Here is an 11755-nt window from a genome sequence, read left to right as displayed (position 1 = left end):
CCGAATATTTGGAGGCGGCGAGCGGATTTGAACCGCTGAATGGAGCTTTTGCAGAGCTCTGCCTTACCACTTGGCTACGCCGCCGATTTGTGCTCCATTTGCCCCGGCATCCGGGGCAAATGGAAGTAGTTTTATACACTTTTACCGCGATGATGTCAACGCCTAAGATGGTCTTCCTACCCTTCCACGTAATCAAGATCCTTACTGAAGGTTTCTTCCAGGTGGTAAAGTGCCCAGAGTGCAACCAGCATACAGGCAAAGCCTACCAGCAGGGAGCCGTTCACAATGCCGAACTGCTGACGCGCAAACTGGAAAAGCAGCGTTATGGGGACCACCATGCCGCGGACGAAATTTGGGACCGTGGTGGCAACAGTCGCCCTGAGGTTAGTGCCGAACTGTTCAGCGGCAATAGTCACGAATATGGCCCAGTACCCGCTCGCAAAACCGAGAAGGGTGCAGACGCCATAAAATATGCGAGGAGACTGACCATTCTGGAGGAAATAGGCGGCAATGCCAAGAACCGTCAGGCCGAGAAAAAGCATGACCACTTTTCGCCTGCTCCGCATCAACTGGCTCAGGAGACCACTGGCAAAATCACCGAACACGAGACCCAGATAGCAGAACATGATCGCGTTGCCCGCTGAAACCGGACCTGTCACCATCAGAACCTTGGAGAATTCGGGGGAAAAGGTGATGAGGATGCCAACCACGAACCAGGTCGGCACGCCGATCATGATCGACTTCAGATACCTAGAGAAGCGCAGGCGATCGGTGAACAGGGCGAAGAAATTCCCCTTGCTGATCTGCCGGCTTTCGATTTCTCGGAACATGACAGACTCGCTGACACTGATCCTGAGGACAAGAAGCACGAGGCCAAGCATACCCCCAATGAAGTAGGCAGTACGCCAGTCAAAGTGGCCAGCGATGAAATTTGCCATGATAGCGCCTGAAACTCCCACTGTAGCAACCACCATAGTGCCGTAACCGCGTATCTGCCTCGGAAGAATCTCGGTAACCAGCGTGATGCCAGCTCCCAACTCGCCGGCCAGCCCTACCCCGGCAATGAAGCGAAGGGCAGCATAGGCCTCGATGGAGGTAACCATACCGTTTGCGATGTTAGCAAGTGAATAGAGAAAGATGGAGCCGAAAAGGATTTTCAGCCTCCCCTTTTTATCCCCCAGGATACCCCAGAGAATTCCCCCCAAGAGCATGCCGATCATCTGCATATTGAGAAGGAACACCCCCTGGTCGATGAGCGATTGTCCTTGCAGCCCAAGTGCCTTCAGACTCGGTATTCGTACGATACTGAACAGCACTAGGTCATAAATGTCGACAAAATAGCCGAGCGCTGCGACTATCACAGGGATACTGACAACGTGTCCCATGGTCGCGGAAAGTGTAACGTTTCCGCGATGCTGGAAATCATCCATGGCGAATCCTCAAGAGAACTCATGCAGGAGGGAGTAAGAAAATTTACTTGGTAATAACACGCATGTATTTGACCAGATAGTCGACGCCCGACCATATGGTAATGATGGTGGCTATCCAGAGGTAGAACATTCCGACGTTGTGCATATTGACATACAACCAGGGATGGTTGATAGAGAAGAACCAGTGATAGTCGTAGTGCAAAAGGAGGGCGATAATGGCGACGAGCTGAAAAATGGTCTTGAACTTTCCAAGGTCGCTGGCGGAAATGACGATCCCCTCCGTGGACGCGATACCTCGCAGGCCGGTTATGATGATCTCGCGCCCGAGAATCACGAGCACCATCCAGGCAGGGACACGGCTGAAGGGAAGAATCATGATGAGTGCCGCCATGACGATCAGCTTGTCGGCAATCGGGTCGAGGAATTTTCCGAAGACGGTGACAATCCCCATCCGACGGGCAAGGTATCCGTCGAGCCAGTCGGTAATTGACGCCACAGCAAAGAGCGCAGCCGCCCAGAAACCAGCCTCCCGGGAAGGGGAGAGAAGGAGGACAGCCAGCACCGGAATTGCCGCGATACGGAGCAAGGTGAGGATGTTGGGGATGTTCCAGATGGGGCTACTGTTGTCCAGGGGCATGAAACATCCTTATTCAGCGGCCATTATAGGATTGTTTGTAACTGAGAACCTTACTGACATAGTTTTGTGTCTCCGCATAGGGAGGTACACCACCATGCTGGGCTACCTTCGTCAATCCTGCATTGTACGCGGCGAGGGCAAGTCGTTCGTCCCCCTTGAATGTGGTAAGGAGGAATTTCAGATAACGAACACCACCACGGATATTTTCCCGGGGGTCAAAGCTGTTACTGACTTTCAGATCTTGGGCGGTCTTTGGCATGAGCTGCATCAATCCGCTCGCACCTTTGCGGGACACAGCGTTTGGGTCGTACCCCGATTCGGCATGGATAACCGCCTTTACGAGCGATTTTTCCACCCCGAATTCAAGGGCGCAGGCATTAATGATCGTATCGAATTCTTCGGGGTTGCGAACACAGTTGGTCAGCTTGAAGTTAGTACGCAGTTTTCGATCTTTCTTTATATCCCGCATGAATATCTTGAAACGACTGTCGGTAGGCGCATCGGTAAAATGAACAACGCCGTTATCGTCTTCGTATCTGTAGATGTCGGCTGCGGATAGCGCAACACTTCCGGCAAGCAGCGCACATTGTGACACCATGATAAGCAGCAGACTGAACCTGTTCACTCCGTATGTCCCCTTGTCATTCCCTGTTAAATCAACACATTTCACCTAATCCATTCAATTTATAGACCAAGTGGCACCAGTTGGCAAGGCCAAACTTCCCCTTACCCGTGATAACACCTTAAAATGCCTTGACAAATTACTTGAGGGGGTAAATAATTCTCGCTCTTGACAACAACAAATAAGCATCTGACGAGGGGGACTCCATGAAGTTGGAAAGCGATTTTCTGGTCATAGGCAGTGGTATCGCCGGACTTTCTTTTGCATTGAGGGCCGCTGCCCATGGCAAGGTGTCGCTGGTGACCAAACGCGAAATTACAGAATCGGCAACAAACTATGCCCAAGGTGGAATTGCTTCCGTCTTTTCACAGGAAGATACATTCGATGCCCACGTTGACGATACCCTGGTGGCAGGTGCCGGTATTTGTCACGAAGATGTGGTCCGTATGGTAGTCGAAGAGGGGCCCCAAACCATCCGCAACCTTATCGACTGGGGAGTGGAATTTACCACCAAAGGTGACGGCTATGACCTTACGCGGGAAGGGGGACACAGCCAACGGCGCATACTCCATGCCGACGACGTCACCGGGCGGGAAATCGAACGGGCGCTCGTAGTAGCAGCTCGCGAGAACCCGAACATAACCATCTATGAACACCACATCGCAATAGACCTCATTACCGAAGCCAAGATCGCCAAGAAACGCGTCAAACCGAACCGCTGCCTGGGATCACATGTCCTGGACATAGGGAGTGGCGCGGTGAAAACCTTTAAAGCCAAGATAACCCTGTTGGCCACCGGTGGTGCAGGGAAAGTCTATCTCTACACATGTAACCCCGATGTCGCGACCGGCGATGGCGTTGCCATGGCCTACCGGGCAGGTGCAACCATCGCCAATATGGAGTTCATGCAGTTCCACCCCACGACCCTCTTCCATCCCCACGCAAAATCGTTCTTGATCTCCGAGGCGGTCCGGGGCGAAGGAGCAATCCTGCGTCGTCGGGACGGCACGGCATTCATGGACAGATATCACCACCTAAAGGATTTGGCCCCCCGCGACATCGTGGCTCGTGCCATTGACAACGAAATGAAGACCCACGGCGATGACTGCGTCTACCTGGATATCACCCACAAGGACCCGGAGTTCGTCCGTACCCGTTTTCCCAACATCTACCAGACCTGCCTTGAATACGGCCTCGATATGACAAAAGAAGGGCTGCCGGTCGTGCCGGCGGCTCACTACCTCTGCGGTGGCGTCGCCGTTGACCTGAATGCCGAAACCGACATCCAGCACCTCTATGCAATCGGAGAAGTGGCCTTTACCGGCCTTCACGGGGCAAACCGGCTGGCCAGCAACTCACTGCTTGAAGCGGCAGTCTATGCCGGTCGCGCCTACAAACATGCCATTGAACAACTCAGCACCAACCATTTCGATTTTCCCGAAATCCCCGTGTGGGACGCAAGTACTGCCACAAACAGCGATGAAATGGTGGTGGTATCTCAGAACTGGGATGAGATTCGCCGTTTCATGTGGAATTACGTCGGCATCGTCCGTTCCACAAAACGCCTCGAGCGGGCATTGAACAGAATCAAGTTGATACAGGAAGAAATCGACGACTACTACTGGGACTTCATTATCACCTCCGACCTCATCGAACTGCGCAATATCGCCACCGTTGCCGAACTGATCGTGCGCTGTGCCCAAAACCGCAAGGAATCCCGGGGGCTGCATTACAACATCGATTATCCGGAGCGGGACGATGTCCACTGCAAGAAAGATACTTTCATAAAGAAGAGTTTCTGAGGCATTCATGACAATCGATGAGATCAGACAGGAAATAGATCGGCTTGACAGTGAGCTCCTCCGCATTTTTAACGAGCGGGCTGCACTGGCCCTCACGATCGGCGAGATAAAAAAGGGATTGCACCTCCCCGTCTACGACCCTGCTAGGGAGAAGCGCATATTCAAACGCATGAAGGAAGAAAATCCGGGGCCTTTGGATGATCAGGCCATCGTCAGATTGTTCGAGCGGGTGATAGACGAATCGCGTCGCTTGGAAAGAATTATGACGAATAAAGAAGGCAACTAGCTGGAAGAAAACCGTGCAACTCCGAGGAGGAACTTACCGTGCTGATTATCATGAAAAAAAGCGCCGACGAATCGGCGCTCGATCAGGTTAAGGAATACCTAATAACCAAAAATTTTGACATTCACCAATCAACCGGTGCCAACCGGATCATTATTGGCGTAATCGGCGACACAGACACGCTCGATATCGGTACCATCGAATCAATGCCCGGCGTTCTCCAGGTGATACGGATTACCAGAGAGGAATGACCGCCCCGCCCGAACCATCTTACCTGAGCAACCTGTAAAGATAAATGAACGTTCCACCAACCGAAAGTGCAGACAGCATCCCGCCAATCTGATTTACCAGCACAGAGAATGCAATGCGGTCGGAGTAGAGTTCAACGGTGTCTGCAATACCATTATTGGTCGCAAAGATGTGCCAGTCATTGTCCCAGCAGAAAACCTGGAGATAGAGTTCTGAACCCTTCCAGAGAAAGATAAAAAAGAAGACAATCCCGAACGCCACAAATCCCTTGGAAATGACGGAGTCCCGTATCTGGGCATAGATCTTCCGGATTAGGTCGATGTTGATGACGGCAAGGAACACCCAGCTGGCATTTTCAATCATCTTGATATTCCGGAGCACACTGTATGTCGGTTCGGGATTGATGAAGATGAATACGGATGACACACAGATTACCCCCAGTGTTCCCAAATAAACGGCCGCTTTGCTCCCCCCTATATCCAGGGTCCGGCTGAAGACGTAATACTCCTGAAAGCCGTGGGTCATGACCATAATGGCGACCGTCCCGATGATGTAGTGAACTGCTTCGAGTCGCGTGTAATCAGCCCAGGGCGCAAGCAAATAGAACTGGCTCAAGAAAATCAGGAAAAAACCCACCGAGATACTCGTCCAAACACGGGCGTTGCCAATGCTGAAGTAGAAGCTCATCCCACCTGCCAACAACCAGAACACAACCTGGATAATCCCTATAAGGTTACCAATATCATCCATATTCACCCTCCAGTTTAATACGACTCATACAAAACACAGACATGACGGCATTACAGACAGAAGTACTTCACGTCCGGTTCAGGCTTTGGCCCGACTTGAAATTTCGCTTTTCATGGTATCCACCATCTCCTTGAGCTTGGAAAGGCTGGTCAACAGCTTGGCACTCTTTTCCACACCAGCAAGGAACGTGATAACACTTTCCTCTTTCTGAAGAGACTCTCGCCCCCCTACCCCCCCCAACTCTTTTTCAACGAGTGTTCGCCCCATTTTACCGAGATAGGCTGAGGCAACTTCCTTCAGGTCTTCTTCTAGTTCCTTCAAACGTGAATCACGCTCCTTGACTTCGCGCTCCTGACCATCCCGTTTCATTTGGTTCATTTCTGCCGCATAGCGCGTTTCGGTCGATCCCCAAAGCTTGTCGATATTCACCATCTCAAGCAAATCGTAATCCATCAACTCGTCGGCACTCTGGGTGGAAAGAACATCGATTTTTGCGCCAGGGAGACCGGCTATCTTCTGGGATTCGGACGCAGACGTATCGATATCCTGGGTACCATCATGAAAAAACCCGAGTGGCGCACCGTCTTTATAAAAGATGAGTGCCGACCGGTCCTCGGTGTAGATGCGAAGACAACCGTTCAGTCGCTTTGCCTTTACTTTTTCCAGCAGCCCTTTTATGTCTATGAGTTTTACTTCCTGGCCGCGGTACAGCATCTCTCCGTGCAGCAGAGCGTGGAGCCCCATAGTAAGGTCTTTCGACAGACGATAAACGTTGAGACTGCCACCTCCAGCCATGATGTTGTTGCAGAGCCCGGCCATCGCCTCGAAGCCGGTCTGCCGCGTGGTCCCACGCTCCAGCAGCGCGCTGATGAGCTTCCCACTTTCAAAAAAAAGTATGGCTGCCGACGAGGGAAAGGTGAAATTAAGATATCCCGTGAAGTTACCACTCTTCAGCTTTTCGAGCATTTCCGGCAACTTGATTTTTGCGGCAGGAATATTCTCGTACAGCGGATTTCCTTTGGGAAGCAGGAACATCCTCGTCTCCTTGGTTTTATGTTGTGTTTATAATTAATAGATTTTTTCTTCAGTGTCAAAAGCAAAATAGGTGACACGTTAAAGATTTTCGCCCGCAAAGCTATCGTAAATATGTTCAAACATATGCTCTATTTTAAAAAATATCGTCAACAGGTTCGGATCGAAGTGGTTCCTGGGATCGATACGATGGTCTCCGTCACGAAAAACGCCTATCGCCTCGGCATGGCACAGGGGTGGCTTGTAACTCCGTCGTGACCGAAGCGCGTCATAGACATCAGCCAGTTTTACAATGCGTCCCGACAAAGGAATGTCTTCTCCTCGCAAGCCGTTTGGATAACCGCTCCCATCCCAGTTCTCATGATGGGAAAGAGCGATCTCCCGTGCAATCCGCAAACGTGGTGAATCTCCCAGTATCTGTTCTCCGTAGACCGGGTGCATCCTGATGACGCCCAACTCCCGTTCGTCCAAAGGTCCTTCCTTGAGAAGGATAGCCGCGGGTACTTTTATTTTGCCCACATCGTGCATCTGTGCCGAATAGGTTATAACTTCAACATAGTCGGCAGGAAGCCCCATATTTGCCGCCAGTGCACCGGCATAGCGGTTAACCCTAAGAATGTGCTTGCCGGTATCCTCTTCAGCTGCCTCGCAGGCCCTGGCCAATGCCTCGATGGTATAGATGAAAGCCTTTTCGGTCTCCCTCATCTGGTCGGATATGGTAAATACGGAACCGATGACTACCGCAAGTCCACGAAGAACATCTGCATCATAATCGGTGGCACGCCCTGGATAATTGAAAGCGATTATGGCACCAGGAGTCTCGCCGCTTATCCGGTAGGTAACGAAGTTCCTGATCGCATAACCAACAACCTCCTTTACCACCGTAGGGAAAAATTCCTGGTATTTTTCAACCGACTCACAACTGTCGCTCCAATTGGAAACAACTACATCGGCATGTGCTCCGGCGATGCCGACAAAATTGGCGTAACCGATTAAAGTATTGACGGCAATCTCTTCCGAACGCTCCACGATTTCCCCATCATGGAGATGAAAAACTCGGCCGCGCAACAAACCATCGACTTCCCCGTTAAAAGCAACGAAAACACTGGTGGGACCTCGCCGCCCCTTCCCTTTCAGAACCATTTGGAGTGCCTTGACAGAAAGCTCCTCACCCGTAAAGCGCTTGCAGCAGATTTCCTGCAAAGCTTCGTCGGTAAGTCTCAGCAACTCCTGTGTCTGTCGCAGGGACATTTCGCAGAGTTCCTGGGACATAGGCTCCTCTCTTCCTGTTCAGCGTATGCGTCGGGTTGCCTATATATACTCTACAAATCGTTATCCTGCAAGGACTTATAGATATCACTCACCTTGACACGGGGCAACAACTAATTATAATTGCCTTATACTGAGGGAGGGACTTGAATATGAGCGCTTACGTGCAACCCTTCAATGTTAGACCAAAAGCACGCTCCGGGGATGTGCTCAAAAACATACCTTTTTTTTCCTGTATGAACAAAAACGAACTTGCTGAGATTGAAAAACTCCTTGTTTCCAAGCGCATTTGCAAAAACCAGGTAGTGCTGTTTGAAGAAGACACCCCTAACTTCATGTATGTCGTTTATTCCGGCAAGGTACGGGCCGTTCATCAGAGCGAAGACGGCAAGGAGCGGATACTGGCCATCCATAAAAGGGGTGATTTTTTTGGCGAAATGGGTCTTCTTGACGGCAAGACCGCTCCAGCATCGGTTATTGCCATGGAAGACACGGTAATAGGTCTTCTCGCAAAACAGGACTTTGAAAAACTCATGTTGAAAAACAACAATGTTCTTTTGAATATTATTACCATGCTTTGTGCAAGATTCAGGGAATCGCTTCTGATGCTCAAGGCCATGAGCTTTGCAAATGCTGAACAACGGCTCAGGGAAGTCCTTAATAGCATGGCAAGACTTTATGGAATCAAAGAACAGAGAGGAGTAATGATCTCCCTGAAACTGACTCACAAACAAATTGCCGATTATGCCTCAGTATCCCGCGAAACAGCAACCCGTCTGCTCGGAAAACTCACCAGCGAGGGAGAAATTGAAATCCTCACCAACAAGAACATCCTCGTCAAAACTAATTTCTTCAACAAATTACAGTGCTTGTAAAATAGAAACGAATTTTTTTATTGACTTTCTCTTCAAAATTGTGTAGCTATTTTCTCCGAAAACAACAACAGAGGATAGACGACAATACTAAACCATCCGCAAGGATGGGACGGAAAGCCCAAGGGTCTCACCGAGACAGCCGGGTCGCCGAAATATCTAATCGATATTCAGCCCCGGCTTTTTTGTATTCAAAAACCATATTTATGATGAAAAGCTCGGGAAACATGTGATAGTTAAATACTTTTAACAAAATATATGCAAAACCTGTGACACAGGTCACAACTACTTCTCGAAGATTCATGTATTAGTGTACGTAACAATTGCATAGAAGAGATACACGACAATACTAAACCATCCGCAAGGATGGGACGGAAAGCCTAAGGGTCTCACTGAGACAGCCGGGTCGCCGAAATATCCTTCATAGATATTTTGCCCCCGGCTTTTCTACGTTCAGGCCGTCGTGTTTCCGGGGCAATTTATGGAGGTAGTAACCGACATGCTTAGAGCCCTTGAAACAAGACACCATCTTGGCGTCAACCCGATTCAAAGACTCTTTCTCCTTCTTTTTCTCTCTCTTTCCCTCCCGCTTTTTTCCCCGAACACGACCCTGGCTGCACAGACGACCCTCGCATGGGCCCCGCCGGTTAACCCCGACGGGACTCCGTTCACCGGTGTTGCCGGATACCACCTGTATTTCGGGACGGCATCCGGCACCTACACTCAGAGTGTCGACACCGGCAACGTAACAAGCTATACCATCGGCAGCTTGGCAGATGGGACAACCTATTATTTCGTTGTTACCGATTATGACACTGCCGGTAACGAAAGCGGCTTCTCCAACGAAGTAAGTAGGGCGTTTCCCGCTCCGTCGACCACCTCCGTCCCTGCTTCCTACCAGATTACGGCAACCGCGGGAAACGGTGGCACGATAACACCCCAGGGAACTGTCAGTGTAAACCAGGCCACCAACCAGATTTCGATCATTAAAACCGTCACTGCATCCCAGGGCACCAGCGTCTCTTTCACCGTGACGGCAAATCAGGGCTACCAGATATCAAATGTTACAGTCGATGGGATCTCGGTCGGCAAAATTACTGTTTATACCTTCAACAACATAAACAGCAACCACTCAATCACGGCTAACTTCACCACGACCACCAGTACCTCCCCACTCAAAGGGGATATTGACAGTGACGGTGTCGTATCTCTCGCCGATGCACTTACCGTCCTCCGATCCGTCACCAATAACACGCAACTGACGGCCGATCAAAAATCACGGGCCGACATCTGGCCACTCGATGCATCAGGCAAGCCGCTGGGTGATGGAATTGTCAATCTGAATGACGCGCTCCTCATTCTGCGAAGAGCTGTTGGATTGGTTACTTGGTAATTACAACGTACCACACCAACCTGCCCCAGTTTTACTGTAGTCATTATCAATAAGCAGCTTGGAGGCAAGATATTTAAAATGTTTCTAACAAAATACATGCAAAACATGTGATAAGGGTCACAGTTATTTCTCGAAAATTCCTGTAATAGTATACTTAACAATTGAATAGAAGTGATACACGATAATACTAAACCATCCGCAAGGGTGGGACGGAAAGCCTAAGGGTCTCACCGAGACAGCCGGGTCGCCGAAATATCCTTCATAGATATTTTGCCCCCGGCTTTTTTGTGTCTTAATTTTGCAAATACAGCCACTAACCGATTGATTAACAATAAAGAAGAGAGGTGAAAAACAGGAAGCACGCACTAGCTTGAAAAGGGCAAACCGTCCGAAAGGACGGGACGCAAAGCCGCTGGCCTAAGTCCTCCGCACAACGGGATATGGCAGCAGGGATGCCAAGCGAAGATTCAGTACCTCATACGAATGGGCTGATTTCGTTTTGGCGAATAACCCAAACATGGAGGTACTAAATCGTGAAAACTCTCTGCCTGACACAAAATAAGTTCGAACATTACTTCTATCGCTCATTAGTCATAATGGTGTTAATGACTATCATGGTGATCCACCTCGCATCAACCTATGCCCGTGCCGCTCAGACGACACTGACATGGAATCCGCCAGTCAATGCCGACGGGACCCCCTTTACGGGTGTCAGTGGCTACAAACTCGCGATGGGAAATGCCTCCGGCACCTATACCCAGACCATCGACGTGGGAAATGTAACCTCGTATACCGTAAATAATCTCTCGGATGGTTCAACCTATTATTTTGCCGCTGTAGATTATGACGCTGCTGGCAATACGAGTGGGTACTCCAACGAGGTTAGCAAGACACTTCCTTTCACCTACTCCCTGACGGCAACTGCCGGCGCTGGGGGTACGATATCACCGGTTGGTAGCATAACGACAAGCACCGCCACCAGCGGAACATCCACTATCACCTCCGTCACGGTCACCCAGGGTGCAACCCAAGCATTCTCCATAACACCTAGCTCCGGTTACAGTATTGCTAACGTGACGATTGATGGGACCTCTGTTGGTGCAGTCACCAGCTATACCTTCTCCAACATCACCGCCAACCACACCATGACTGCTACCTTTGCAAGTCTAACCACGTCCAGTGCCTTTACCGTTACCGCCACTGCCGGCACCGGCGGCAGCATTTCCCCTAGTGGCGTAACAAATGTAAACTCGGGTGGAAGTCAAGCGTACACCATCACCCCTAATATCGGTTACTACACGGTTAGCGTGACAGTTGACGGAACAGTGGTGGCATCAAATCTGGGTGGCTACAATTACACCTTTAGCAATGTAACGGCCAATCATACCATTTCCGCAACATTTGCCGTAGCTACCG

The 11755-nt window shown here is 50.3% G+C and carries 11 protein-coding genes, 1 tRNA gene and 4 riboswitches; of the genes, 5 read left to right on the top strand and 7 right to left on the bottom strand.

Annotation, left to right across the window (positions count from 1 at the left end; genetic code table 11):
- Positions 1–9 precede the first annotated feature (9 nt).
- From LDN04_RS11520 to LDN04_RS11505, 4 genes are all read right to left on the bottom strand, one after another.
- A tRNA-Cys gene (locus LDN04_RS11520) sits at positions 10–84 on the bottom strand.
- 92 nt (positions 85–176) lie between these two features.
- Positions 177–1385, bottom strand: a complete 1209-nt coding sequence (locus tag LDN04_RS11515) for an MFS transporter (protein ID WP_223910454.1) — start codon at positions 1383–1385, stop codon at positions 177–179.
- Between the two features lie 88 nt (positions 1386–1473).
- Positions 1474–2067 carry a CDP-diacylglycerol--glycerol-3-phosphate 3-phosphatidyltransferase gene (pgsA, locus tag LDN04_RS11510; RefSeq protein ID WP_223910451.1) on the bottom strand — a complete coding sequence of 198 codons (594 nt, stop codon included), beginning with the start codon at positions 2065–2067 and terminating at the stop codon, positions 1474–1476.
- 13 nt (positions 2068–2080) lie between these two features.
- Positions 2081–2665: a lytic transglycosylase domain-containing protein gene (locus LDN04_RS11505; protein WP_223913382.1), complete on the bottom strand. Its 585-nt coding sequence runs from the start codon at positions 2663–2665 to the stop codon at positions 2081–2083.
- 230 nt (positions 2666–2895) lie between these two features.
- On the opposite strand from LDN04_RS11505, the gene nadB reads away from it, so the two are divergent.
- The 3 genes from nadB to LDN04_RS11490 are packed head-to-tail and all read left to right on the top strand — an operon-like array spanning position 2896 to position 5025.
- Positions 2896–4491, top strand: a complete 1596-nt coding sequence (nadB, locus tag LDN04_RS11500) for an L-aspartate oxidase (protein ID WP_223910448.1) — start codon at positions 2896–2898, stop codon at positions 4489–4491.
- 7 nt (positions 4492–4498) lie between these two features.
- Positions 4499–4777, top strand: coding sequence for a chorismate mutase (locus tag LDN04_RS11495; protein ID WP_223910447.1), 279 nt, complete (start codon positions 4499–4501; stop codon positions 4775–4777).
- A gap of 38 nt (positions 4778–4815) precedes the next feature.
- Positions 4816–5025, top strand: coding sequence for a hypothetical protein (locus LDN04_RS11490; RefSeq protein WP_223910445.1), 210 nt, complete (start codon positions 4816–4818; stop codon positions 5023–5025).
- Positions 5026–5044: 19 nt separating this feature from the next.
- Here LDN04_RS11490 and LDN04_RS11485 read toward each other — a convergent pair whose 3' ends face one another.
- The 3 genes from LDN04_RS11485 to LDN04_RS11475 all read right to left on the bottom strand — a co-directional run bounded on the left by LDN04_RS11485 (position 5045) and on the right by LDN04_RS11475 (position 8008).
- Entirely contained in the window at positions 5045–5773 is a 729-nt protein-coding gene (locus LDN04_RS11485) for a hypothetical protein (protein ID WP_223910442.1), read from the bottom strand.
- A 78-nt stretch (positions 5774–5851) separates the two neighbouring features.
- Positions 5852–6808: a GTPase-activating protein gene (locus tag LDN04_RS11480; RefSeq protein ID WP_223910439.1), complete on the bottom strand. Its 957-nt coding sequence runs from the start codon at positions 6806–6808 to the stop codon at positions 5852–5854.
- A gap of 78 nt (positions 6809–6886) precedes the next feature.
- Positions 6887–8008, bottom strand: a complete 1122-nt coding sequence (locus tag LDN04_RS11475; protein WP_223910434.1) for an HD-GYP domain-containing protein — start codon at positions 8006–8008, stop codon at positions 6887–6889.
- A 218-nt stretch (positions 8009–8226) separates the two neighbouring features.
- On the opposite strand from LDN04_RS11475, the gene LDN04_RS11470 reads away from it, so the two are divergent.
- Together LDN04_RS11470 and LDN04_RS11465 are read left to right on the top strand one after the other, a co-directional pair.
- Complete coding sequence (locus LDN04_RS11470; protein WP_223910430.1) at positions 8227–8949, top strand: Crp/Fnr family transcriptional regulator; 723 nt, start codon at positions 8227–8229, stop codon at positions 8947–8949.
- Positions 8950–9025: 76 nt separating this feature from the next.
- A riboswitch (cyclic di-GMP riboswitch) is annotated at positions 9026–9101 on the top strand.
- 183 nt (positions 9102–9284) lie between these two features.
- Positions 9285–9360, top strand: a riboswitch (cyclic di-GMP riboswitch).
- 67 nt (positions 9361–9427) lie between these two features.
- Positions 9428–10339: a hypothetical protein gene (locus tag LDN04_RS11465; protein ID WP_223910428.1), complete on the top strand. Its 912-nt coding sequence runs from the start codon at positions 9428–9430 to the stop codon at positions 10337–10339.
- A 176-nt stretch (positions 10340–10515) separates the two neighbouring features.
- A riboswitch (cyclic di-GMP riboswitch) is annotated at positions 10516–10591 on the top strand.
- A 116-nt stretch (positions 10592–10707) separates the two neighbouring features.
- A riboswitch (cyclic di-GMP riboswitch) is annotated at positions 10708–10799 on the top strand.
- The last annotated feature ends 956 nt before the right edge of the window (positions 10800–11755 follow it).

This window comes from Geobacter sp. AOG1, assembly GCF_019972315.1.
Lineage (GTDB): Bacteria > Desulfobacterota > Desulfuromonadia > Geobacterales > Geobacteraceae > Geomobilimonas.
The sequence above is the reverse complement of the archived record's forward strand: the minus strand, read 5'-3'. Positions and strand labels throughout refer to the sequence as shown.

Excerpts from the sequence above, each read along its gene's own strand:
- LDN04_RS11470 (WP_223910430.1), top strand. The coding sequence starts at position 8,227 with ATGAGCGCTTACGTGCAACCCTTCAATGTTAGACCAAAAGCACGCTCC.
- LDN04_RS11480 (WP_223910439.1), bottom strand. The coding sequence starts at position 6,808 with ATGTTCCTGCTTCCCAAAGGAAATCCGCTGTACGAGAATATTCCTGCC.
- LDN04_RS11465 (WP_223910428.1), top strand. The coding sequence starts at position 9,428 with ATGGAGGTAGTAACCGACATGCTTAGAGCCCTTGAAACAAGACACCAT.
- nadB (WP_223910448.1), top strand. The coding sequence starts at position 2,896 with ATGAAGTTGGAAAGCGATTTTCTGGTCATAGGCAGTGGTATCGCCGGA.
- LDN04_RS11485 (WP_223910442.1), bottom strand. The coding sequence starts at position 5,773 with ATGGATGATATTGGTAACCTTATAGGGATTATCCAGGTTGTGTTCTGG.
- LDN04_RS11515 (WP_223910454.1), bottom strand. The coding sequence starts at position 1,385 with ATGGGACACGTTGTCAGTATCCCTGTGATAGTCGCAGCGCTCGGCTAT.
- LDN04_RS11505 (WP_223913382.1), bottom strand. The coding sequence starts at position 2,665 with ATGGTGTCACAATGTGCGCTGCTTGCCGGAAGTGTTGCGCTATCCGCA.
- LDN04_RS11495 (WP_223910447.1), top strand. The coding sequence starts at position 4,499 with ATGACAATCGATGAGATCAGACAGGAAATAGATCGGCTTGACAGTGAG.
- pgsA (WP_223910451.1), bottom strand. The coding sequence starts at position 2,067 with ATGCCCCTGGACAACAGTAGCCCCATCTGGAACATCCCCAACATCCTC.